At 71.4% G+C, this 23,117-nt stretch carries 22 protein-coding genes; 13 read left to right on the top strand and 9 right to left on the bottom strand.

Features of this window, described 5'->3' with window-relative positions; translation table 11 throughout:
• Position 1 precedes the first annotated feature (1 nt).
• On the bottom strand, positions 2-712 hold the full coding sequence (locus N865_RS21960; protein ID WP_051510871.1) for a 4'-phosphopantetheinyl transferase family protein: 711 nt from the start codon (positions 710-712) through the stop codon (positions 2-4).
• Between the two features lie 71 nt (positions 713-783).
• Between N865_RS21960 and N865_RS17220 the strand changes: the two genes are divergently transcribed.
• Both N865_RS17220 and N865_RS17215 read left to right on the top strand, forming a co-directional pair.
• Positions 784-1,629: a GNAT family N-acetyltransferase gene (locus N865_RS17220; RefSeq protein WP_034808604.1), complete on the top strand. Its 846-nt coding sequence runs from the start codon at positions 784-786 to the stop codon at positions 1,627-1,629.
• Between the two features lie 73 nt (positions 1,630-1,702).
• Positions 1,703-2,122 (top strand): DoxX family protein, encoded by a 420-nt coding sequence (locus N865_RS17215; protein ID WP_051510868.1) that lies wholly within the window; start codon positions 1,703-1,705, stop codon positions 2,120-2,122.
• Here the strand turns inward: N865_RS17215 and N865_RS17210 are convergent.
• From N865_RS17210 to mmsA, 4 genes are all read right to left on the bottom strand, one after another.
• Complete coding sequence (locus N865_RS17210) at positions 2,112-2,957, bottom strand: GNAT family N-acetyltransferase (protein WP_034808602.1); 846 nt, start codon at positions 2,955-2,957, stop codon at positions 2,112-2,114. The genes N865_RS17215 and N865_RS17210 overlap by 11 nt on opposite strands.
• Before the next feature lie 125 nt (positions 2,958-3,082).
• Complete coding sequence (locus tag N865_RS17205) at positions 3,083-4,183, bottom strand: substrate-binding domain-containing protein (protein WP_034808599.1); 1,101 nt, start codon at positions 4,181-4,183, stop codon at positions 3,083-3,085.
• An 85-nt stretch (positions 4,184-4,268) separates the two neighbouring features.
• Positions 4,269-5,558, bottom strand: a complete 1,290-nt coding sequence (gene mmsB / locus N865_RS17200; RefSeq protein ID WP_034808597.1) for a multiple monosaccharide ABC transporter permease — start codon at positions 5,556-5,558, stop codon at positions 4,269-4,271.
• 53 nt (positions 5,559-5,611) lie between these two features.
• On the bottom strand, positions 5,612-7,150 hold the full coding sequence (gene mmsA / locus N865_RS17195) for a multiple monosaccharide ABC transporter ATP-binding protein (RefSeq protein WP_157557756.1): 1,539 nt from the start codon (positions 7,148-7,150) through the stop codon (positions 5,612-5,614).
• Between the two features lie 440 nt (positions 7,151-7,590).
• Between mmsA and N865_RS17190 the strand changes: the two genes are divergently transcribed.
• The 6 genes from N865_RS17190 to N865_RS17165 all read left to right on the top strand — a co-directional run bounded on the left by N865_RS17190 (position 7,591) and on the right by N865_RS17165 (position 13,735).
• Positions 7,591-9,357, top strand: a complete 1,767-nt coding sequence (locus N865_RS17190; protein WP_034808593.1) for a proline--tRNA ligase — start codon at positions 7,591-7,593, stop codon at positions 9,355-9,357.
• A complete protein-coding gene (locus tag N865_RS17185; RefSeq protein ID WP_034808591.1) occupies positions 9,354-10,082 on the top strand; it encodes an HAD family hydrolase in 729 nt (242 codons plus the stop codon). The genes N865_RS17190 and N865_RS17185 overlap by 4 nt, the downstream gene beginning before the upstream one ends.
• Positions 10,083-10,108: 26 nt before the next feature.
• Entirely contained in the window at positions 10,109-10,861 is a 753-nt protein-coding gene (locus N865_RS17180) for a TSUP family transporter (RefSeq protein WP_157557755.1), read from the top strand.
• Positions 10,862-10,941: 80 nt separating this feature from the next.
• Entirely contained in the window at positions 10,942-12,381 is a 1,440-nt protein-coding gene (locus N865_RS17175; protein ID WP_084328334.1) for a ferredoxin reductase family protein, read from the top strand.
• 49 nt (positions 12,382-12,430) lie between these two features.
• Complete coding sequence (locus tag N865_RS17170) at positions 12,431-12,955, top strand: FMN-binding protein (protein WP_034808589.1); 525 nt, start codon at positions 12,431-12,433, stop codon at positions 12,953-12,955.
• A gap of 24 nt (positions 12,956-12,979) precedes the next feature.
• Positions 12,980-13,735 carry an FAD:protein FMN transferase gene (locus tag N865_RS17165; protein ID WP_245603821.1) on the top strand — a complete coding sequence of 252 codons (756 nt, stop codon included), beginning with the start codon at positions 12,980-12,982 and terminating at the stop codon, positions 13,733-13,735.
• Here the strand turns inward: N865_RS17165 and N865_RS17160 are convergent.
• Positions 13,714-15,738 carry a thioredoxin domain-containing protein gene (locus tag N865_RS17160; RefSeq protein ID WP_051510866.1) on the bottom strand — a complete coding sequence of 675 codons (2,025 nt, stop codon included), beginning with the start codon at positions 15,736-15,738 and terminating at the stop codon, positions 13,714-13,716. The two genes, N865_RS17165 and N865_RS17160, sit on opposite strands and share 22 nt — an antisense overlap.
• A gap of 115 nt (positions 15,739-15,853) precedes the next feature.
• Between N865_RS17160 and N865_RS17155 the strand changes: the two genes are divergently transcribed.
• The gene (locus N865_RS17155) at positions 15,854-17,053 is read left to right on the top strand and encodes an MBL fold metallo-hydrolase (protein ID WP_034808587.1); all 1,200 of its coding nucleotides are present in this window, start codon (positions 15,854-15,856) and stop codon (positions 17,051-17,053) included.
• Here the strand turns inward: N865_RS17155 and N865_RS17150 are convergent.
• The 3 genes from N865_RS17150 to N865_RS21955 form a co-directional block, all read right to left on the bottom strand.
• Positions 17,022-18,407, bottom strand: a complete 1,386-nt coding sequence (locus N865_RS17150) for an MATE family efflux transporter (RefSeq protein WP_245603820.1) — start codon at positions 18,405-18,407, stop codon at positions 17,022-17,024. The genes N865_RS17155 and N865_RS17150 overlap by 32 nt on opposite strands.
• A 150-nt stretch (positions 18,408-18,557) precedes the next feature.
• The gene (locus tag N865_RS17145) at positions 18,558-19,484 is read right to left on the bottom strand and encodes an aminoglycoside phosphotransferase family protein (protein WP_034808585.1); all 927 of its coding nucleotides are present in this window, start codon (positions 19,482-19,484) and stop codon (positions 18,558-18,560) included.
• The gene (locus tag N865_RS21955; protein WP_051510864.1) at positions 19,485-20,504 is read right to left on the bottom strand and encodes a DUF4439 domain-containing protein; all 1,020 of its coding nucleotides are present in this window, start codon (positions 20,502-20,504) and stop codon (positions 19,485-19,487) included.
• Positions 20,505-20,631: 127 nt separating this feature from the next.
• Between N865_RS21955 and N865_RS17135 the strand changes: the two genes are divergently transcribed.
• The 4 genes from N865_RS17135 to N865_RS17120 form a co-directional block, all read left to right on the top strand.
• The gene (locus tag N865_RS17135) at positions 20,632-21,204 is read left to right on the top strand and encodes a ribosome maturation factor RimP (RefSeq protein ID WP_034808583.1); all 573 of its coding nucleotides are present in this window, start codon (positions 20,632-20,634) and stop codon (positions 21,202-21,204) included.
• Positions 21,204-22,250, top strand: a complete 1,047-nt coding sequence (gene nusA / locus N865_RS17130; protein WP_034808580.1) for a transcription termination factor NusA — start codon at positions 21,204-21,206, stop codon at positions 22,248-22,250. Before N865_RS17135 ends, nusA begins: the two co-directional genes overlap by 1 nt.
• Positions 22,251-22,261: 11 nt before the next feature.
• On the top strand, positions 22,262-22,639 hold the full coding sequence (locus N865_RS17125; RefSeq protein WP_169735764.1) for a YlxR family protein: 378 nt from the start codon (positions 22,262-22,264) through the stop codon (positions 22,637-22,639).
• Between the two features lie 169 nt (positions 22,640-22,808).
• Positions 22,809-23,117 (top strand): translation initiation factor IF-2 N-terminal domain-containing protein (locus N865_RS17120; RefSeq protein WP_034808578.1); only part of this gene is annotated, 309 nt, incomplete at its 3' end.

Here is a 23,117-nt window from a genome sequence, read left to right as displayed (position 1 = left end):
GTCAGCGGGCCCGGACCTCGATGACATCGAACGGGCCGCTCACAGCCAGCGCCGCCGACAGGCCAGGCCAGGGAACGGGCAGGTCGACGACGACGACCTCGCCCAGGTCTGCGACGCAAACGCGAGCGCCGGTCGGCGGGGCCGGAAACCGCGTTGCGTCGAGACGCAGGCCCACCCCGAGAGCCTTGAGCGTCGCCTCCTTGCGCACCCACGCGGTGGCCCGCCGCGCGAGCCGACCCTCGAGGCCGCCTGCGAGGCCGCCTGCGGGGCCGTCCTCGACACGCTCGAGCTCCTCCTCGTGCAGGGCGGACTCGGCGAAGGCCTCGAAGTCCACGGCGGCGTGCGTCTCGATGTCGACGCCGACCGGGGCCGTGTGACTGACCGCGACCGCGATCGCCTCGCTGGCGTGGGAGAGCGAGAGGTGGAGCGCCGGGTCGTCGAGCAGGACGGGGCGGCCGTGCTGCGCGCCGCAGACGCTGCACGTCCGGTCGAACCGGAGCGCGGTGGGGGACACCCCGACCGCCTCGGACACGGCACGGCGGAGCAGGACGTGCCCGGCGGCATACGAGCGTGCGGCGGCGTGCGTCACCAAGCCGGCGAGAACCCGCCGCTCGTGCTCGTCGAGGAGCTCGGGGGCGGGGCCGACGTCGGCAACGCGACGCAGCCACACGTCCACCGGGACCACCTTGGGGGACCGCTCCTCGGCGTGCACCTGCTCATCGTGACGGATCCGTGAGGTGGCGTCGGCGTGACACACGGGCGCGAGGGCGGCAGGCTGGGACGGTGCTCCGCCAACGCTCCCCGGTCCGGCCCCTGACAGCCGCAGACCACGACGCCGCGCTGGAGTGCTGCGCCCGCGACCGGGTCGCGAACGCCTTCGTCGCCGCCCGGATCGTCGAAGGTGCCCTCCGCGCCACCCCCGGATCACTCCTCGGCCACTGGGTCGACGGAGACCTGGCCGGCCTCGCCTGGGTCAGCGCCAACGTCGTCCCCGTCGAGCTCGACGAGGAGGGAGTCGCCGCCGTCGCCGCCCGGATCGCCCGGATGCGTCGCCAGTGCGCCTCGATCTTCGGGCCGAGCGACCAGGTCACGGGTCTCTGGCAGCGCCTCGGGCCCTCCTGGGGACCGGTCCGAGCTGTGCGCACCCGCCAGCCGCTCATGGCCACGACGACGCGACCGTCGCGTATCGGTCTCGACATCGACGAGGCGGTCCGACCGGCGCGACCCGACGAGGTCGACATCATCCTGCCCGCGGCGGCGCACATGTTCACCGAGGAGATCGGCTACCCGCCGTACGTCGGCTCCGACCGTGGCTACCGCGCCGGGATCTCCGCGCTCGTCCGACAGGGGCACACCTTCGTCCGGGTCGAGGACGGCGAGGTCGTCTTCAAGGCCGACGTCGGGTCGCTCGCGCTCGGCTGCGCCCAGATCCAGGGGGTGTGGCTGCACCCGCGGCTGCGTGGCCAGGGGCGGGCCGTCGCCTCCATGGCGGCTGTCGTCGAGCTCGTCCTCGACGGCCTCGCCGACGAGGTGTCGCTCTACGTCAACGACTTCAACGTCGCTGCGCGCGCGACCTACGAGCACTGCGGCTTCCGGGAGGTCGGGTCGTTCTCGACGATCCTGCTCTGAGGCGGCCATCGGCTCCCGCCGCGTGACGGGTCCGGGTGCACTGCGGCCCGCCGCGCCCGCGTAGGGTGCGAGGATGACGAACCACCCGAGCACGGCCGCCGCTCCTCTGGCCAAGGACGCGCTCGGGCTCGCCGGCCTCTTCGTCGCGTCGGGGTCGCTGCACCTGCTGCGCCCGCAGACGTTCGAGGCGATCATGCCGCGCGCCCTCCCGGCGCATCGCGCCCTGGTCTACGCCTCCGGAGTCGCGGAGCTCGCCTGCGCGGTGGGCCTGCTCGTGCCGAGGACCCGGCGAGTGGCCGGAATCGCCTCGGCTGCCCTGCTCGTGGCGGTCTTCCCGGCGAACGTCACGATGACCGCGCGGGCCAAGGGCCGCCTCGACAGGCATCCGGGCGATCGCGCCCGGCAGGGCTACCTCGCGGCGACGGTCGCCCGGCTGCCGCTCCAGTGGCCGATGATCCGCACGGCCCTTCGAGCCGGTGGTGTCATCCGCTGAACGCGATGCTGACGTTGTCGCCGATGCGGCGGTAGCCCAGGGCCTGGTAGATCTTGTTGGAGGTCGGGTTGGCGAGGTCGGTGTAGAGCATGCACCGCTCTCCGGCATCCATCCGCTCGGCGCTCAGCGCCGCCACGACCCCACTCGCGTAGCCGCGGCCCCGGTGCCCGGGTGGCGTCCACACGCCCGAGACCCGGGTGACGCCGCCGTTGACCACAGAGCAGTAGGCCATCGAAACCGGTCGGTCTCCGTCGACCCACAGCCCGACCCGCCCGGCCCCGACCGCGGGCTCGAGCGTCGGGGCGGGTGTGGGATGGCGCTCGACGGCATCGGAGAAGTCCTGCGCCCAGCGGTCGACGAGCGGGAGGTCCGAGACGCTCGCGACGCGGTAGTGTCCCGGCACGACCCAGGGCAGCACCGGCCGCTCCGGTAGGTCGAAAGCCCCGACCTCCATGACCGTCTCGAGGCGCGCGCCGGTGCGGGTGGCCCACTCCTGCGCGAACGCCTCGGCCGGCGCCCGAACGCCGCTGGCACCGGGGAGGACGCCGCCGGCGCCGGCCAGCTCGGCCGCCAGCTGACGGGCCTGGCCCGTCGTCGCCAGCCCCACGTGGAGCGGGTGCGGCGGCGTGTGCATGAAGGCCGCGACGACCTCGCCATGGACCCGCATCGCCCACCACCGTGGGTTCTCGTAGCGGGTCGGGTCGGCCACGAGGGAGTCCGTGACGCTTGCGACGACGCTGAGCGTCATGGGGTCGGCGGCGATGAGGTCCTCGAACCAGGCCTTGGCCTCGGCGGCTTCGGAGGTCACGGCGAAGGTCGGCGAGCTGGGCGGCATACGAGCACTGTCCCAGAGGCCTCACGCGACCGCGAGCGCTGTGCCCACCCGGGCGACGCACGAAGGCCCGTCCCCAAGTGGGGACGGGCCTTCGTGGCTGTGCCGTGGCGACCGGCGCCCTCAGCTCACTTCGTGAGCGGTGCGAGGTTCGGGTCGTTGGCGTAGGCCTCCGCGGCGTTCTCCTTGGTCACGATGACCGGCGGGAGCAGGTTGGCCGGGACGACCTTGACACCGTTGTTGTACGACTTGGTGTCGTTGACCGTCGGCGTCTGGCCCTTCTGGAGGGCGGTGACCATCGCGATGGTCTCCTTGACGAGGTTGCGGGTGTCCTTGTTGATCGTGGAGTACTGCTCACCCGCCATGATCGACTTGACCGACTCGACCTCGGAGTCCTGGCCGGTGACGATCGGGATCGGCTTGCCGGCAGCCTTGACCGACGTGATGATCGCGCGCGCCAGCGTGTCGTTGGGGGACAGGACGCCGTCGAGCGGGGCGCTCGTGTAGTGCGCGGCGAGGAGCGTGTCCATGCGCTTCTGGGCGTTCTCCGCCTTCCAGCCCTGGGTGACGACCTGGTTGAAGTCCTTCTGGCCCGAGACGACCTTGAGCGTGCCGTCGTCGATCTTCGGCTTGAGGATCTTCATGGCGCCGTCGAAGAAGACCTGGGCGTTGGCGTCGTCGGGCGAACCCGCGAAGAGCTCGATGTTGTACGGGCCGTTCGCCTTCTTCTTGGCCATGCCGTCGAGCAGGGCCTGACCCTGCAGCTCGCCGACCTTGAAGTTGTCGTAGGCGACGTAGTAGTCGACCGCGTCGGTGTTCTTGACCAGGCGGTCGTAGGCGATGACCGTTGCGCCCGCGTCCTTGGCGGCCTTGAGCTGCGTGCCGAGCTGCGAGCCGTCGATGGCGCCGACGACGATGACCTTGGCGCCCTTGGTCACCATGGCCTGGATCTGGTTCTGCTGCTCGGAGACGCCGCCGTTGGCGAACTGCACGTCCGACTTGAAGCCCGCGGCCGCGAGGCCGTCCTTGAAGAGGCCCTCGGCGAGGACCCAGTTCTCCGAGGTCTTCTGCGGCAGGGCGACGCCGATGAGCGCGTCGGCCGGGAAGCCCGAGGCCGCAGCGCTGCCCGACGCGCTGGGCGTCGAACCGGTGTCGTTGCTCCGACCGCAACCGGCCAGAGCAAGGGCCGCCACGGTCGTGACGCCCAGCACCTTGGTGAAGGTACGCATGTGCTCTCTTTCCTTTCATCGCGTCCCTGGGAGGACACGGGTCCCAGCGAGCCGTGCGGATGCCCGGCTCGGGTCTTTGATGGCGTCAGATGTTCTGACGGATGGTCTCGGTCGTCGGCGTGGTCTCGGTCGCGGCCGTCGGCTCCGGCTCCACGTCGTCGGTGGTGCCGCCGCGGAGGCGCTTCATCATGAGGCCGATGAGCGAGGCACGTCCCTGCGACTTGTTGTAGACGTCGAAGGCGACCGCGATGAGCAGGACGAGGCCCTTGATCATCTGGGTGGCGTCGGCGCCGATGCCGAGCAGCTGGAGGCCGTTGTTGAGGACGGCCATGACGAGACCACCGACGATCGAGCCGACGACGGTGCCGACACCACCGGTGACGGCCGCGCCACCGATGAAGACGGCGGCGATGGCGTCGAGCTCCCAGCCGACGCCGTCGAACGGGCCGGAGGCCGTCGAGCGGGCCACGAAGATCATCCCCGCGAGCGCGGCGAGGACCGACATGTTCATCATGACGAGGAAGTTGATCTTCTTGCTCTTCACACCGGAGAGCTCTGCCGCGTGGCGGTTGCCACCGACCGCGTAGATGTGGCGGCCGATGACCGTGCGGTTGGAGACGAAGCCGTAGACCAGGACGAGCACGGCGAGGATGAGCCCGGAGATCGGGAAGGACGTGCCGGGACGGCCCGAGCCGAAGAGCAGCGTCGCGCCGATGATGGCCGCGCAGATGAGGCCGAGGCGGACCCACATGATCCAGGCGTCCTCGACCTCGGCGCCCAGCTTGATGAGGGCGCGGCGGCTGCGCAGGCTCCCGAAGACGACCCCGACGACGAGGAGCAGACCGATGAGCAGGGTCAGGTTGTTGTAGCCGGTGTCCGGCCCGACCTCGGGCAGGTAGCCGCCGCCGATGCGCTGGAAGTCCGCGTCGACGGGGACCGTGTTGGACTTGCCGACGAACTGGTTGGCGCCGCGGAAGAAGAGCATGCCCGAGAGGGTGACGATGAAGGCCGGGATGCCGACATACGCCGTCCAGAAGCCCTGCCAGACACCGACGACGGCTCCGATGGCGAGGCCGAGCAGGATGCCGACCCACCAGCTGAGGTTCCAGTCACGCATCGCGATGGCCACGCAGATGCCGACGAACGCCGCGACCGAGCCGACCGAGAGGTCGATGTGCCCCGCGATGATGACGAGCACCATGCCGATGGCGAGCACGAGGATGTACGAGTTGCCCTGGAAGATGTTGATGACGTTGTCCGGGGTCAGGGTGAGCCCGTCCGTCGCGATCTGGAAGAAGATGATCAGGGCCACGAGGGCGAAGATCATGCCGAGTTGTCGGGTGTCGCCACCGAAGATCTTCTTGACCTTGTCCATGGGTGCAGTCCTGGCTGTCTGGTGTATGGGTGGGGGGACGGTTGGGCCTGTGCTCACGCGCTCGCGCGTGCGGCACCGGACCCGCGGGAGGAGGTCTGCGTCATGAGACGCATGAGCGACTCCTGGTCGGCCTGCGACTTGTCGAGGACACCGGTGATCGCCCCCTCGTTGATCGTGTAGATGCGGTCGGAGAGGCCGATGAGCTCGGGGAGCTCCGACGAGACGAGGACGACGCCCTTGCCCTGGGCGGCCATGCTCTGGATGATCCCGTAGATCTCGAACTTGGCCCCCACGTCGATCCCTCGCGTCGGCTCGTCGAGGATGAGCAGGTCGGGCTCGGTGAAGAGCCACTTGGCGAGGACGACCTTCTGCTGGTTGCCACCGGAGAGCTTGGCGACGCCCTCGTCGACGCTGGGAGCCTTGGTGCGCAACGACTTCCGGTAGGACTCGGCGTAGTTGTACTCCTCGCGCTCGTCGACGACGAAGCCGCGGGTGATCCGCTTGAGCCGCGCCGACACCGTCGTCCGCTTGATGTCGTCGAGGAGGTTGAGCCCGAGGGTCTTGCGGTCCTCGGTGACATAGGCGAGGCCGTGGTCGATGGCGTCGGCGACGCTCCGCAGTCGGAGCTCCTTGCCATCCTTGATGATCGTCCCGGAGACGTAGGTGCCGTAGGAGCGGCCGAAGAGGCTGCGCATGAGCTCGGTGCGCCCGGCGCCCATGAGGCCGGCGAAGCCGACGATCTCGCCGCGCCGGACGAAGAAGCTGCTGTTCTTGGCCACGAGACGGTCGGGGACGGCCGGGTGGCGGACCGTCCAGTTGCGGACCTCGAAGAAGACCTCGCCGATCTCGGGGGTGTGGTCGGGGAAGCGCGACTCGAGGTCGCGACCGACCATGCCGCGGATGATCCGGTTCTCGTCGACGCCGTCCTCCTTGACACGGAGGGTCTCGATCGACCGGCCGTCGCGGATGATGGTGATGGAGTCCGCGATCTGCTCGATCTCGTTGAGCTTGTGGCTGATCATGATGCAGGTGACGCCCTTGGAGCGCAGGCCCGAGATGAGGTCGAGCAGGTGCTGGGAGTCGCCCTCGTTGAGAGCCGCCGTCGGCTCGTCGAGGATGAGCAGCTTGACGTCCTTGGACAGGGCCTTGGCGATCTCGACGAGCTGCTGCTTGCCGACACCGATGTCCTTGATCTTCGTGTCGGGCAGCTCCTTGAGGCCGACCCGGGCGAGCAGCTCGCTCGCCCGCTGGCGTGTCGCCATCCAGTCGATGACCCCGCCGCGGGCCTCCTCGTTGCCGAGGAAGATGTTCTCGGCAATCGACAGCTCGGGGATGAGCGCGAGCTCCTGGTGAATGATGACGATGCCGGCGTGCTCGCTGTCGCGGATGTTGTGGAACTCGCAGAGCTGGCCCTCGAAGTGGATCTCGCCCTCGTAGTCGCCGGCCGGGTAGACGCCGGAGAGGACCTTCATGAGGGTGGACTTCCCGGCGCCGTTCTCGCCGCAGATCGCGTGGACCTCGCCGCGGCGCACCGTCATGGAGACGTTGGAGAGGGCCTTGACGCCCGGGAACTCCTTGGTGATGTCACGCATCTCGAGGATGACGGAGAACGGGGGGTTCGCGCCATCCGCGCGGTGCGCCGCTCCGTGGTGTCCTGCAGCTTCGCTCATCGGACGTCATCACTCCTTTGTGGTCGTGCGGGGCACCCGTGAGGCACCGCATCGATTCTTGCGCAAGCCGCTGTGGACGGCGACTGATCCTTCTCTGCGTGCGTCACAAGGGAGTAACGATCCTTGGGTCGACATGACATCGTTGTCGCACGGCAGGGGTACTGAACACCGTGGCACCCGATCCGTCAAGCGCCTGCCCACGCACACGACGAATCGGGTCGAACCCGTCCCCACCGGCGTCCCGACCGGCGTCCCGACCGGCGTCCCGACCGGGCCCCGCTCCCGGCCGTGAATGGGGAGGAGGCGAGCGGCATACGGCCGATATCCTTCCGGGGTTCAACACCACACCCGAAGGAGTCCCGGTGGCCCTGCACATGTCGTCCCTGTTCCTGCGAACGCTTCGTGAGGACCCGGCGGACGCAGAGGTCCCGAGCCACAGGCTGCTCGTGCGTGCCGGCTACGTCCGCCGCGTCAGCCCCGGCGTCTACACGTGGCTGCCGCTCGGCCTGCGGGTGCTGCGCAACGTCGAGCGGATCGTCCGCGAGGAGATGGATGCGATCGGCGCCCAGGAGCTGCTCTTCCCCGCGCTCCTGCCGAAGGAGCCCTTCGAGGCGACCGGCCGCTGGACGGAGTACGGCGACAACATCTTCCGCGTCCAGGACCGCAAGGGCGCCGACCACCTGCTCGGCCCGACCCACGAGGAGATGTTCACCCTCGCGGTCAAGGACCTCTTCAGCTCCTACAAGGACCTCCCGCTCTCGATCTACCAGATCCAGACGAAGTTCCGCGACGAGGCGCGCCCCCGCGCCGGCGTGCTCCGCGGCCGCGAGTTCGTCATGAAGGACAGCTACTCCTTCGACGTCGACGAGGCCGGGCTCGACAAGAGCTACCAGCTCCACCGTGACGCCTACGTCCGGATCTTCGACCGGCTCGGCTTCCACTACGTCATCGTCGAGGCGATGGCCGGGGCCATGGGCGGCAGCAAGAGCGAGGAGTTCCTCGCCACCGCCGAGGTCGGCGAGGACACCTACGTGCGCTGCACGAGCTGCGGGTATGCCGCCAACGTCGAGGCCGTGCGCGTGCCCACTCCCAGCCCCGTCGCGTTCGACGGCCTGCCCGCCGCGCACGTCGAGGACACCCCGGCGACGCCCACGATCGAGACGCTCGTCGACCACCTCAACACCCACTTCCCCCGCGAGGACCGCCCGTGGGTCGCGGGCGACACGCTGAAGAACGTCGTCGTCATGCTCGTCCACCCCGACGGTCGGCGTGAGCCCCTCGCCATCGGCCTCCCCGGCGACCGCGAGGTCGACGAGAAGCGCCTCGGCGCCCAGGTCGAGCCGGCCGAGGTCGAGGCCTTCGACGAGAAGGCGTTCGCCGAGCACCCGGGCCTCGTCAAGGGCTACATCGGGCCCGGCGCGCTCGGCACCGAGGGCACGACCGGCATCCGCTACCTGCTCGACCCGCGCGTCGCCGAGGGAACCCGCTGGGTCACCGGCGCCAACGAGCCCGGACGGCATGTCGTCGACCTCGTCGCCGGACGCGACTTCACGGCCGACGGCACCATCGAGGCGGCGGAGGTCCGCGTCGGCGACCAGTGCCCCAACTGCGAGCACCCCCTCGAGACCGCGCGCGGCATCGAGATGGGCCACGTCTTCCAGCTCGGCACGAAGTACGCCGAGGCGCTCGACCTCAAGGTCCTCGACCAGAACGGCAAGCTCGTCACCGTTGTCATGGGGTCCTACGGCGTCGGCGTCTCGCGGGCCGTGGCCTGCGTCGCCGAGGGCAACCACGACGAGCTCGGCCTGATCTGGCCGCGCGAGCTGAGTCCCGTCGACGTGCACATCGTCGCGACCGGCAAGGACGAGCCCGTCTTCGTGGCGGCCGAGGAGATCGCCCGCAACCTCGAGGCGCAGGGCCTGTCCGTCCTCGTCGACGACCGCAAGGGCGTCAGCCCCGGCGTCAAGTTCAAGGACTCCGAGCTCATCGGCGTCCCGACGATCGTCGTCGTCGGACGTGGGCTGGCCAGTGGCGTCGTCGAGGTCAAGGACCGCCGGAGCGGCGCACGCCGAGAGGTCGCCGTCGGCGAGGTCGTCGACGCCGTCGTGGCCGAGGTGCGGGGCTCGTGAGCGCTGCGGTTCGAGGCGTCATCTTCGACTGGGGCGGCACGATCACGCCGTGGCACACGGTCGACCTGCGCGCTCAGTGGACGGCCTTCGCCGACGGCGCGGGCACCATCGCGTGTGCCCGCGACGACCTCGCCGCGGCGATCTTCGCGGCCGAGGACGCGGCCTGGCGCCACGGGCGGACCGCGGGCGGCAGCGCGCGGCTCCACGAGATCCTCGAGTCGGTCGGGCTCCCGCACGGGGACGCGCGCACCGAAGCCGGCCTCGCGGCATACCGCGAGTTCTGGGAGCCGCACACCTTCACCCACCCCGCGGTCGGGCCCCTGTGGGAGACGTTGCGCGACCGCGGCATCCGCGTCGGCATCCTCTCCAACACGATCTGGGACCGCGACTACCACCGGCAGATCTTCGAGCGCGACGGCGTGCTCGAGCTCATCGACGGTGACGTCTACTCGAGCGAGACGCCCTGGGTGAAGCCCCGCGCCGAGATCTTCGCGCACGCCGCGGAGGTGCTCGGGCTCGAGCCGGGGGAGTGCGCCTACGTCGGGGACCGCTCCTACGAGGACGTCCACGGGCCGCAGCAGGTCGGCATGCGTGCGATCTGGATCCCGCACTCCGACATCCCCGAGGACCAGCAGGTCTCGCACGAGGCGACCCCCGATGCGGTCGCCCACGAGCTGCTCGACATCGCGGCCATCGTCGCGGGGTGGAACGGCACCGCCCGGTGACCGACCCGACCCTCGCGACGCTCGCCATGCTCGGGCTCGCGGCATTCGCGGCCGGCTGGATCGACGCGGTCGTCGGCGGGGGAGGGCTCGTGCAGCTGCCCGCCCTGCTCCTCGCCCTGCCGGGCGCGTCGCCGGCACAGCTGCTCGCGACGAACAAGTTCGGATCGATCTTCGGCACCGCCACGAGCTCGGTCACGTACTACCGCCGCGTCCGCCCGGACCTTCGCACCGCCCTCCCCATGGCGGCCGTCGCCTACGTCGGGGCCGTCGGTGGAGCCCTCATCGGCCTGCACATCCCCAAGTCGGCGTTCAACCCGATCATCCTCGTGCTCCTCGTCGCGGTCGGCGCCTACACGCTCTTCAAGCCCGACCTCGGCCGGGAGTCGATCCGTCGCTTCCACGGCCCGCGCCACGTCGTGCTCGCGATGCTGACGGGTCTCGTCATTGGCGTCTACGACGGGGCGCTCGGTCCCGGCACCGGCTCCTTCCTCGTATTCGCCCTCGTGGGCCTGCTCGGCTACGCGTTCCTCGAGGCGAGCGCCAAGGCCAAGATCGCCAACTTCGCCACGAACCTCGGCGCCCTGACGGTCTTCGCCCCGATGGGCCTCGTGATCCTCAAGGTCGGCCTCGTCATCGCGGGCGCCAACCTCGCCGGCGGCTACGTCGGAGCCCGCACCGCCGTCGCGAAGGGGAGCGGCTTCGTCCGGGCGATCTTCGTCCTCATCGTCTCGGCCTTCATCGTGCGCATCGGGGGCAGCCTGCTCGGCTGGTGGACGTGACCTGAGGGCGACGTCGGCCTCACACCCATGCCATCCCGACCGCACAGGTGACCCACAGGGACGGCCACAAGGCTCGTCCCATGAGCGCAGTCACCGTCCCCGAAGGCAGTGAAGACCGCCGGCTGACCGCCGCGCCCGCAGCCGCCGGCCTGCGCCGCCGCCCCGGGGGCCCGGTGCCGCTCTGGTGGCGGGACGCCTCGGCCGTGCTCGCCTGGCTGTCCGTCCTCTTCGTCGTCGCGCTCTGGGTGGCCGGCGGTGGCCTGACCGCCTTCGGTTCGCTGGGTGAGGCGCTGATCAACCTCGGCAGGCTCACCGGGCTCGTCGCCTCCGTGCTCCTGCTCCTCCAGGTCCTGCTCATGGCCCGCATCCCGTTCGTCGAGCAGGCGTGGGGACAGGACGAGCTCGCCCGGGTCCACCGCCTCGTCGGGTTCACGTCCTTCAACCTCATGCTCGCTCACATCGTCCTCACGGTGCTCGGGTACAGCGCCGGGACCGACCTCGGCTTCGTCGCCACCTTCATCGACCAGGTCCTCCACTCGCCGGGCATGCTCCTCGCGCTCGCGGGAACGGTCGCGCTCGTCCTGGTCGTCGTCACCTCGGTCCGCAAGGCGCGCGCCCGGCTTCGCTATGAGAGCTGGCACCTGCTCCACCTCTACGCCTACCTCGGCGCCGGCCTCGCGCTGCCGCACCAGCTCTGGACCGGCGCGGACTTCCGCTCGAGCGTCACGGCCACCGTCTTCTGGTGGGGCCTGTATGCCGCCGCCCTCGGAAGCGTCATCGCCTTTCGCGTGGTCCTGCCGCTCGTGCGTTCCCTGCGCCACCGGCTCGTCGTCTCGGAGGTCGTCGCCGAGTCGCCGACGGTCACGTCCATCGTCATGACAGGGCGTCGCCTCGACCGCCTGCCTGCCCGGGCGGGCCAGTTCTTCCAGTGGCGCTTCCTCGACGGCCCCGGCTGGAGCCGGGCCCACCCGTACTCCCTCTCGGCCGCGCCAGACGGGCGGTCGCTGCGGATCACGGCCGAGCACGTCGGTGACGCGAGCGCCCGCCTCGCCGCCCTCCGCCGGGGGACCAAGGTGCTCGTCGAAGGGCCCTACGGCCGGCTCCACGCCGGGGTGCGCACCCGCGACAAGCAGGTCCTCATCGCCGCCGGCATCGGCATCACCCCGATGCGTGCGCTCCTCGAGGAGCTCCCGGCGGGACCCGACGCGACGGTCGTCATCTACCGGGTCGGGAGCCAGGCCGACGTCGTCCTCGCGGCCGAGCTGCTCGACCTGGCCCGGGCCAAGGGCGCGCGGGTCGTCGCCGTCGTCGGGCATCGGCAGCGCGACCGGGCCAGCTGGCTGCCGGCCGAGGCGAGCCGGCTCGGCGACGGCGAGGCCCTGACCCGGATCGTCCCCGACATCGCCGATCGCGACGTCTACATCTGTGGCAACCCCGCGTGGATGGACACCGTCATCGCGGCCGCGAAGGAGGTGGGCGTGCCGAGCACCTCGATCCACCACGAGCGCTTCAGCTACTGACCAGCGAGAACGACCGACCCAGACCAGACCAGACCGAAACGAGACCCCCATGCGCCGCATCGTCCTCTGGGCCATGAGCACCCTGACCGTGCTCGTCCTGCTCTTCAGCTACCACACGTCCACCTCGTCGACCGTCGTCGCGACCGCCGAGACCCGATCGGGGTCGTCGACGACGCGGTCTGGCTCGTCCTCGTCGAGCTCGTCGAGCTCGTCGAGCTCATCGGGGACGTCGAACTCGGGCAACACCTCGGGCACCTCGGGCTCGTCGGGCTCCGGTTCGTCCGGCTCGGGATCGAGCTCCAAGACGGTCGCGGGTGACGAGGTCATGACCCGCTACGGCGTCGTCCAGGTCCAGATCACCGTCGCCGGCGGGAAGATCACCGCCGCCGACGCCCTGCAGGTGCCCGACCAGGACCGCCGCGACCAGATGATCAACTCGCAGGCCGTCCCCGTCTACAACACCGAGACCGTCGACGCCCAGTCCGCCCAGATCGACGTCGTGTCGGGCGCGACGTACACGTGGGAGGGCTACACGCAGTCCCTCCAGTCCGCCATCGACAAGGCCAACCTCTGAGAGGGAGCGGGGATGATGAGCACCATGACTGTGGCTCCGGAGCGCAAGGCGTGGGTCGAGCAGGTGATGGGCATGCCGATCAGCATCCACCTGCGGGGACAGGGGGTCGAGGGTGAGGCGACCGCACGCGCCGTGGCCGACGCCTTCGCGACCCTCCGGGAGATGGACTCGATCTTCTCGACCTACAAGGAGGACTCCCAGCTCCTCCGCCTGCGACGCGAGGAGGTGGCCATCGAGGACTGCAGCCCGCTCGTGCGCGAGGCGCTCGCCATCGGGGAGGAGGCGGAGCGGGTGACGCGCGGCGCGTTCACCACGCTGCTGCCGACGGCAACCGGTGACCTCGCGTTCGACCCGACCGGGCTCGTCAAGGGCTGGGCCGTGGACCTCGCGGCCCGCCGTCTCACCGGTCTTCCGGGCCTCTCCTACTGCATCAACGCCGGAGGAGACCTGCTCGTGGGGGCGCACGCGGACCTGCCGCGCACCGGCCCCGGTTCGATCAGCTGGCGGGTCGGCATCGAGGACCCTCGCGACCGGACCCGCATCGCGAGCACGCTCGAGCTGACCGAGGGGGCGGTGGCGACGTCGGGCACGGCCGCCCGCGGCGCGCACCTCTACGACCCGAGGACGAGGGAGATGGTCTCGCGGTCGGGCTCGGTCACCGTGACGGGTCCAGAGCTCGTCTGGGCCGACATCTGGGCCACCGCCCTCTTCGTCGGTGACGCCGACACCCGCGACGCCTTCTCGCGGTACGCGCCCGACTACCTGTCGACGGAGCTCTGACCCCCCGACGGCTGGGCCGGGGGCTGAGTCACCGCCAGCCGTTCGCGCAGCTCGTCGGGGCTCGTGACCGGGGCGTCGCAGACGAAGCCGCGACACACGTATGCCGCTGGGGCGCCTTCCACGAGAGGGCGGTCCGCGAGCAGCGGGACGCCCTGCGCGTCAGGCACCCCCTGGACGACCACCGCCCCGGGACTCGTTGACCGTCGAGCCTCCCGCGCGAGGGCTGCGGCCCGGTGGCCTTCTCCGACGACGGCGACCTGCACGGGCCCGGCCACGAGGGCCTCGGCGACGGCGAGCGTCCACCCCCCGAAGCGCGGCTCGCGCAGGGCCAGCCCGCACCCGGCCTCGGTCGCCAGGCGCCCGGTCTCCAGTGCCTCCGTCGAGTCCGTGAGGGCGCCCAGGGTGACGAACGCCCCGGCGAGGGCGGACTGCCCGGACGGCTCCGCGTTGTCGGCCGCGCTGCGGGGGCGCAGGTAGAGCGACTCGGCGTCGTCGGCGGTGTCGTGGAAGCCTCCGTCGTCGGCGCCGAACCGTGCGACCGTGTCGCGGAGGAGTCGGCGGGCCGCCTCGAGCCAGGCCGCATCGCCGGTCGCCTGGTGGAGGGCGAGGAAGCCCTCGGCGAGGTCGCCGTGGTCGTCCGCGAGACCGAGGGCGGCCCCGACCTGCCCTTTGCGCGAGGCGCGGCGCAGCGGCCCGTCTCCGGCATGCACGTCGAGGACGAACCGCGCGCACCGGGATGCGGCCGCCACCCAGCCTGGCTCCCCGAGGAGGGCGCCGGCGTCTGCGAGGGCCGCAACGGCCAGGCCGTTCCAGGCCGTCACGACCTTGTCGTCCCTCGCGGGCTGGGGGCGGGCCCGGCGGGCATCGAGGAGCCGGGCCCGCACGCTGTCGAACCAGGCGGGGTCGTCGGGGTCGACCTGGCGCTGCAGGGTCGAGGACCCGTGCTCGAACGTGCCACCCGACGTGACCGAGAAGAGCCCGGCCGCCCGGCTGCCGTCGTCGGCCCCGAGGACCCGGACGAGCTGCTCGGGCGTCCAGACGTACGTGGCGCCCTCCACGCCGTCGGCGTCGGCGTCGAGCGACGACGCGAAGCCGCCCTCCGGGGTGCCGAGGTCTCCGAGGATGAAGCTCGCGGTCTCGCGAACCACCTTCTCCGCCAGAGGATTCCGGTCGAGGCGCCACCAGTGTGCGTAGACCCTGAGCAGCTGGGCGTTGTCGTAGAGCATCTTCTCGAAGTGCGGCACGACCCACCCGGCGTCGACGGCGTAGCGCGCGAAACCACCCCCGAGCTGGTCGTACATCCCGCTCCGGGCCATCGCCTCGAGGGTCCGGCCGGCCATGTCGAGGGACGCGTCGGCTCCGGTCCGCGCGTGGTGGCGCAGGAGGAACTCGAGCACCATCGACGGCGGGAACTTCGGCGCGCCGCCGAAGCCCCCGGCCCTCCGGTCGAACTGCGCCGACAGGAGCGCGACGGCGCGGTCGAGATCGGCCGGCCCGGCGGCATACGGGCTGGGTGGCGCGAGCGCGCCGGCGAGGGTCGTCGCGATGTGTGCCCCGGAGGCCCGGACGTCCGCCTCCCGGGTCCGCCACGCCTCGTCCAGGGCGCTCAGGACGCGGAGGAAGTGGTCGCGGGGGAAGTACGTCCCGCAGAAGAAGGGCTCACCCTCGGGAGTGAGGAAGACGGTCATGGGCCAACCCCCGTGGCCGGTCGTCGCCGTCACGGCGGACATGTAGACCGCGTCGACGTCGGGCCGCTCCTCGCGGTCGACCTTCACGGAGACGAAGCGCTCGTTGAGAACGGTGGCGACGGTCTCGTCCTCGAACGACTCGTGCGCCATGACGTGGCACCAGTGGCAGGCGGCGTAGCCCACCGAGAGCAGGACCGGGACGTTGCGCTCACGCGCCTCCGCAAAGGCGGTCTCGCCCCACTCCTGCCAGTGCACGGGGTTGTCGCGGTGCTGGAGCAGGTAGGGCGAGGTCGCGTCCGCCAGGCGGTTGGCCACCGTGAGCTCCTTCCTCGACCAGAGCTGTGGAACCGCTGCGGCGCCACCCTGACGAGCGTACGTTGGCGCTGGGGCCCAGAGCAGTCGCGCAGCCCAGTGAAACAGGAGGCACGCAGTGACGACAGCCATCCGCATCGAGGTCCTCCCGGCCCGTCTCGGGGACTGCCTGCTCGTCGAGTGCCTCCGCGAGAACGGTCGCCCGTGGCGGATGCTCGTCGACGGCGGGCCTCCCGACACGTGGCCGCTTCTCAAACAGCGGCTCGACCGGCTCCAGGCCGACGACCGGGCCATCGACGTCGCCGTCGTGACCCACGTCGACAACGACCACATCGGTGGCATGGAACCCTTCCTCGGGAGTGACTACGCCGGCCTCGTCGGCGACTTCTGGTTCAACGGGCGCACGCACCTGCCGGGGACGGACGCGACCCGGAGCATCGACCAGGGTGAGGACGTCGTCTCGGCCCTGCTCGCGCCCTCCGGAGGGCAGCCGCGGCCGTGGAACACCGCCTTCCGCGGAGGGCCGATCGACACCGGCAACCCGGCCGGCGTCATCGACGTGCCCATCCCGGACGGTCCGCACATCACCGTCCTGTCACCGACGAACCAGCGACTGACCATCCTCGCCGCCCAATGGGCCGCGGTGATCGCGCAGACCCAGCACGGCGCGGAGCGCGAGCTCGAGCCGGACGTGCCCGGCCCGCTCACCGACCTCGCGGCGCTGGCTGCCGAGAAGGCCCCTACGGACTCCTCCGTCCCCAACGGCAGCAGCATCGCCCTGCTCGTCGAGCACCGGGGCGCGAGCCTCGTCCTCGGCGCCGACGCCTACGGCGACGTGCTCGGCGCGGCGCTCAAGGCCCTGGCCACCGCACGTGGGAGCCAGACACTCACCGTCGATGCGTTCAAGCTCCCGCACCACGGGAGCAAGAGCAACGTGGTCCAGTCGATGATCGCCGCTGCGCCAGCCCGGCACTACCTCGTGTCGACCAACGGCGACACCTTCCACCACCCCGACGACGCCGCCATCGCCCGGGTCGTGCTCCACGCCCCGCCCGGCCCGACCCTGTGGTTCAACTACCGGACCCCGCGCACCGCCCGGTGGGGCGACCCGGCGCTCTGCGAGCGGTACGCCTACACGGCCGTGTTCCCGGACGGCCCCGACGTCGGCGCGGTGCTGGAACTGCCCGCCCGCGACGTCGGTTCGGCAGCCCCATCCGCCCCGGCGTCTCCGTCGACCACCGACCACGCCGGCACCCCGCCGGTCCGCCGGACCGGCGGGGGGCGTGTCAGGCGGCGACGACGAGCCGGTCCCAGCTGACCCGCCGGGCCCGCCACGTGAACACCGCGAGCTTGACGAGCTCCTCCACGATGCGGGCGAGGACGACCCCGACGAACCCGAGCGGCGTGTGCAACCCGAGGAGGACGGCGAGCGGGAGACCGACGCCGAAGGCCCCGACGACGTCGCCGATGATGACGCCGCGGACGTCGTTGGCGCTCGGCAGGACGCCGGCGCCGATGATCATGTTTCGCACCTTGACGACCTGGAACAGGGCGTTGAGGAGGATGCCGACGCCCGCCATCGTGCGGACCTCGCGCCCCGCCTCGCCGAAGAGCGTGTCGAGGAGGAGCACCGAGGCGGCGAACAGGACGCCGAAGACGACGGCCGTACCGATGCCCGCCCTGGTGAGGCGGCGCACCCACGCGACGGCGTCGCCGACGTCTCCGCGCCCGATCGAGCGGCCGACGAGCGTCGTCGTCGCGCTCATGAGCCCGATGCTCCCGACGACGAACACCCCCTCGAGGGTCGTGACGATCTGCGCCGCGGCGAGCGCCCGGTCGCCGAGCTGCTGGAAGACGACGTTGTAGAGGAACGTGCCGACCGTCCAGAAGAGCTCGGTGACGCCGAGCGGCAGCGCCAGGACGAAGAGCGGGACGACGACGGCACGCCATTGGGCGCGCGTGTCGGGCAGGCTCCAGCCGATGACACCCGAGCGGCCGTAGGCCATGACGAGGAGGATGCCGGTCTTCGCGACGGCCGTCACGAGCGTGGCCCAGCCCGCACCGGCCACGCCGAGCGAGGGGAGCGGGCCCACGCCGACGACGAGGGAGTAGGCGATGACCGAGTTGGCGACGACGGTGACCATCGTCGCGATCATCGGGCTCGTCGGCCGCCCGACCGAGCGCAGGACGCCGGACAGGATGGCGCTCAGCATGACCGGCAGGGTCGCGAGGACGGTGAGCCGGAAGTAGTCGGTCCCGGCGGCCGCGACGGACGGGGACGCCCCTACCGCGCCGAGGAGGTGGTCCGCAAGGAACCACGGCACGACCGACACGACGCCGCCGACGGCGAGTGCGACGAGGACCGCCGCCGTGACCGTGTGGTCGAGGTCGCCCCGCCGACCGGCGCCGTGGGCGCGGGCGACGAGGATGCTGACCGACGTCCCGATACAGCCCAGCGTGACGGCGAGGATGAAGGTGAGGCTGTTGGAGAAGCCGACGGCCGCGATGGCCGTCGCACCGAGGCCGCCGACGACGATCTGGTTGACGAAGTTGAGCACGAGCATGAGGACGAACTCCATGCTCACCGGGACGGCGATGCGCGCGATCTCCCGAGCCGGCGACGGCGTGGTCGATTGCTCCGTTCGGGTGGAGGGCATGGCGAGGCCAGGCATGCGAGTGCCTTTCGGGACGAGAGGGTGGGGCGCGCTGACGGCGCCGGGCGCCAGACAAGGGTACGGGTGGCACGGGGGTTTATCGAAACGATTTGATCCCGAGCCAGGAGGAGGGCGCCCGAACCCGCATCAAGGGGTGCCGCGTGGCAATCAGTCGTTCATGGCCTTGATGATCATGACCGCGAGGCTGATGCGGTCGCGTGCGCTCGGGTCGTCAGCGAGCCACAGCGCGTTGACCGCCTCGCGGACGATCGTCCACGCCCGGGCGCGGCCCTCGTCGATGCCCGCGCGTTCGCAGACGATCTCGAGCCGCCGTCGGAGCGACCATCGGATCTGGGGGCCGGTGCCGAGCTCGTCCGCCCGGTTCCAGAGCAGGGGCGCGACCTCGAAGGCGACGTCGCCGGCCATCGGCTTGGGGTCGATGGCGAGCCAGGGGGCACGGCGCGCAGCGAGGACGTTCTCGTAGTGGAGGTCGGTGTGGAGCAGTCGCTCCTCGGCGGGCGGCCGTGCGACGAGCTCACGAGCGAGGGCGGAGGCCTGGTCGAGGTAGCGCCGGGGGATCACCGGGGGAGCGTCGTGCAGCTGGGTCGCCTTGAGCGTGGCCCAGGTGGCGAGGGAGGGGACCCGAGGGTGGGCCGGGCGCCGCAGGGTGGCCAGCAGGTCGCCGATGACCTCGCAGGCCTCGTCGATGTCGACGCCGGTCAGGTCGCGGGTCTCGAGGCGCTCGAGCAGGATGGCGAACCGGCCGGGGTCGGCACGGATCAGGCGCACCGCGCCGTGGCCGTTCCAGGTCTGCAGGGCGAGGCTCTCCGTCGCGGCCTCGAGGTGCGGCCACGTGACCTTGAGCACCGCGTCGACGGGCTCGGTCTCGTCCGCCGGTCGACCGAGGCGCCGGACCGGCACCGCCACCGAGCAGGTGCCCCACATGCTCCGCTCGACGGGCTCGAGCTCCCACTCGTCGAGCAGGTCGGTCAGCAGGCCGGGCAGGGTCGCGATCCAGTCCTCGCCCGAGACGTGGCCTTCGGGCGGGTAGGCCGAGACGGCGTGCGCGAAGTGGGCGGGGATGAGGTCCTGCACCTACGCCTCCGCTCCCGGGAACGGAGTGAGCGGGACGCGCCACTCGGTCGCGAGCGCCTGGATATGGGCGCTCCAGCGCACGACGTCCTCGAGGGTGCCCGCGCTCGGACGCGGGCCGGCGACGTCGACGTGCGAGGCGACGGCGGTGCGCAGGACGTCGGTCGCGAGGCGTCGGGCGTCGGCCGGGGACGTGACGGGATAGGGCAGGGCCCAGCCCCCCGGGTCGGCCGTGCCCGGTCCCGAGACCGCTCGGGCGAGCGTGCGCAGGGACTCGAGGGTCGTCGTCGCCGCGGTGCGCTGGCCCCCGGTCGACTGCGCCGCGACCACCTCGAACGCGTAGACGAGCGGCAGCGTCGCCGCCGCCATCGCAGGCCGGGCGAGGCTCGCGGTGGCGTCGAGCGGGACCTCGCGACCGAGCAGGAGCACCCCCGCCAGACGGACCCCGTATGCCGCTGACAGCAGTCCGCGGGTCGGTGGCGTCGCGAGGGCGGCCGCCCTCCAGTCCGCCGTGGTGAGGGTGTCGAGGCGACGGGCGAGCTCACCCGTCGTCCGGGGTGGTGGGGAGCTCGACGGGGCCGGCTTCGTCGAGCTCGGTGTCGACGCCGTGGCCGACGCACCGGTCCTGCCCGACGACGGCGTGGCGGGGCGCGGCGTCGCGGCGTCGATGACCTCGGTGGGCACTCCCTGGTTGGTGAGCCGGCCGGTGAGCACGTGCAGCTGCTCCGCCTGGACCCGCTCGAGCCTCGCCGGCACGGAGGTCTTGGGGCGCCCCGCCGCGACGGCGTGGTCGGCGGCCACCAGCTCGCGCAGCTCGGCGATGACGGGCAGCAGGATGCGCTCGTCCGTGGCGAGCCGTCGCGTCGGCACCGGCGGGGTCGGCTGCGGGAGGTCGAGTCGCAGGCCCCGGTCGACGAGGACCGCGAGGGCCGCCGCACCGAGGCCGGTGAGCACGACGCGGCGGGGCGTCTGGCCCAGAGCCGCCGACACCCGTCCCGCGAGCCCCTGGGTGTCGCCGTCCATGGCCAGATCTTCGCACGGCCCGAGGCGTCCGCAGTGACCCGCCCGCCCCGTTAGAGTGGTGCCACGCGGGACCGTGCCGATCGGGCGAGGGACCCCGGCCATTCGAGAAGAGCAGGAGGCGTCGGCGATGAGCACGGCCCAGCAGATCAGAGGGGCGATCGAACCCGCTCTCGTGCCTCTCGGGCTGGTGGTCGAGGACGTCTCCGTGTCACCAGCCGGCAAGCGACGACTCGTCCGGGTCCTCGTCGACAGCGACCTCGGCGTCCTCGAGCCGTCCGACACCACGAGCCCGGTCGCGCCCCTCTCCCTCGACACCGTGGCCGATGCGACTCGCGCCGTCAGCGACGCGCTCGACGAGTCGGACGTCATGGGACCCGCCGCCTACGTCCTCGAGGTCTCCTCGCCGGGCGTCGGGCGGGCGCTCGTCACGCGTGAGCACTTCCGGCGTCAGGTCGGTCGCCTCGTCGAGGTCCGGCACGCCGACGGCACCGAGACCGGACGGCTCGTGGAGGTCGGGGCCGACGCCCTTGTCCTCGAGGTCCCCGCCACGAAGAAGACGGCGGCACGCACCGTCTCCCTGGACCTGTCTGCGATTGAGCGCGGCATCGTCCAGGTCGAGTTCACGCGGGCCGGCGTCACCCCAGACAGCACTGATGCAGAACCGGACGGCGACCTGTCCGGTCCGGAGGAGGAAGACTGATGGACATCGACCTGGCAGCACTGCGAGCCCTCGAGCGGGAACGTGACATCAGTCTCGAGGTGCTCATCCCCGCCATCGAGCAGGCCCTGCTCGTCGCCTACCACCGCACCGAGGGCAGCCAGCGCATCGCGCGCGTCGAGCTCGACCGCAAGACCGGACATGTCGTGGTGTGGGCGCGCGAGGAGGGCGAGCTGCTCCCCGCGGAGGAGGGTGAGCGCCCCCAGCGTGGAGAGCCTGGGCCGGAGTTCGACGACACGCCCGAGGGGTTCGGCCGGATCGCGGCCTCGACCGCCCGGCAGGTCATCGTCCAGCGCCTGCGCGACCTCGAGGACGAGGCGATCCTCGGGGACTTCAAGGGCCGCGAGGGCGATGTCATCTCCGGCATCATCCAGCAGAGCCAGGACCCCCGAAACGTCCTCGTCGACTTCGGCACGGTCGAGGGGATCCTGCCCCTCGCCGAGCAGGTGCCGGGCGAGCGCTACGTCCACGGCGAGCGGTTGCGCTGCTTCGTCGTGAGCGTCAAGCGGGGACCCAAGGGCCCCCAGGTCGGGCTGTCGCGCACGCATCCCAACCTCGTTCGGACCCTGTTCAAGTTCGAGGTCCCGGAGATCGCCGACGGGACGGTCGAGATCGCCGCCCTGGCCCGCGAGGCCGGTCACCGCACCAAGATCGCGGTGCACTCCAAGGTCCCCGGCGTCAACGCGAAGGGCGCGTGCATCGGCCCGATGGGCGCCCGGGTGCGCGCCGTCATGACGGAGCTGCGCGGCGAGAAGATCGACATCGTCGACTACTCCGACGACCCTGCCGTCTTCGTGGCCGCGGCCCTGTCGCCCGCCCGGGTCCAGTCGGTGGAGATCGTCGATGCGGCCACCCGGACCGCGAGGGTGATCGTCCCCGACTACCAGCTGAGCCTCGCCATCGGCAAGGAAGGCCAGAACGCCCGCCTCGCCGCCAAGCTGACGGGCTGGCGCATCGACATCCGTCCCGACACGGAGGCTGCCGGCGCTCCCGGGGCCGACAGCCGAGCCGGAGGGGACGCGACCTGAGCACCGGTCCAATGGGTCCCCGGCGGGAATGCGGGGGACCCATTGGCTCGTGGGACGTCGTGGGCGCGGTAGACTTGTCTGTGGCCGACCGGACTGGACTCCGCGCTGAGCCATCCCGCACCTGTGTGGGATGCCGAGGATCGGATAGCTGGTCGGCCCTGCTGCGAGTGGTCGCGGCGACGGACGGAAGGGATGCGGACCAGCACGGCCCGATCCCGATCCACCCCGACCCGAGACACCGGATGCCGGGGCGTGGTGCATGGTTGCACCCCAGTCCCGATTGTTTCGAGCTGGCAGTGCGCCGCAAGGCGTTCGCTCGTGCCCTGCGCCTGCAGGCCGCGGTCGACGTGAGCGCGGTGGCACGACAGCTCGGTGTCCAGCACGCGTAGTGCTCCACGGTGGGCTGTCGTCCGACAGCGCACGAACCACAACAGTCAAACGAACCACAAGGCGGGTTGAAAACGCTATGAGCACCCGATGAGTACTCAGCGATGAGCAAGCCCCAGCATTAACGACGGTTCGGCCACCCCTGTCAGGCCGGACCAAGACAGGAGAGATGTGGCTAAGGTCCGGGTCTACGAGCTCGCGAAGGAGCTCGGAGTCGAGAGCAAGGTTCTGCTCGCACACTTGAAGAGCCAGGGAGAGTTCGTCCGGTCGGCGTCGTCGACCATCGAGCCCCCAGTCGTCCGCAAGATCATGGAGACCTTCCCCCGGGAAGGCGCCTCCAACGGCGGCAAGACATCGGCGGCAGCTGCCGCCCCCACCCCGGCGCCCTCGGCGCCCATGAAGCCGTCCGCGCCCGCACCTCGTGCGGCCGCCCCGGCCCCTGCCGCGCCTGCGGCACCCGCTCCGGCGAAGCCGGCTCCG

It is taken from the genome of Intrasporangium oryzae NRRL B-24470, assembly GCF_000576595.1.
GTDB lineage: Bacteria > Actinomycetota > Actinomycetes > Actinomycetales > Dermatophilaceae > Intrasporangium_C > Intrasporangium_C oryzae.
Note: the sequence above shows the minus strand (reverse complement) of the source record. Positions and strands in the feature narration are given on the sequence as shown.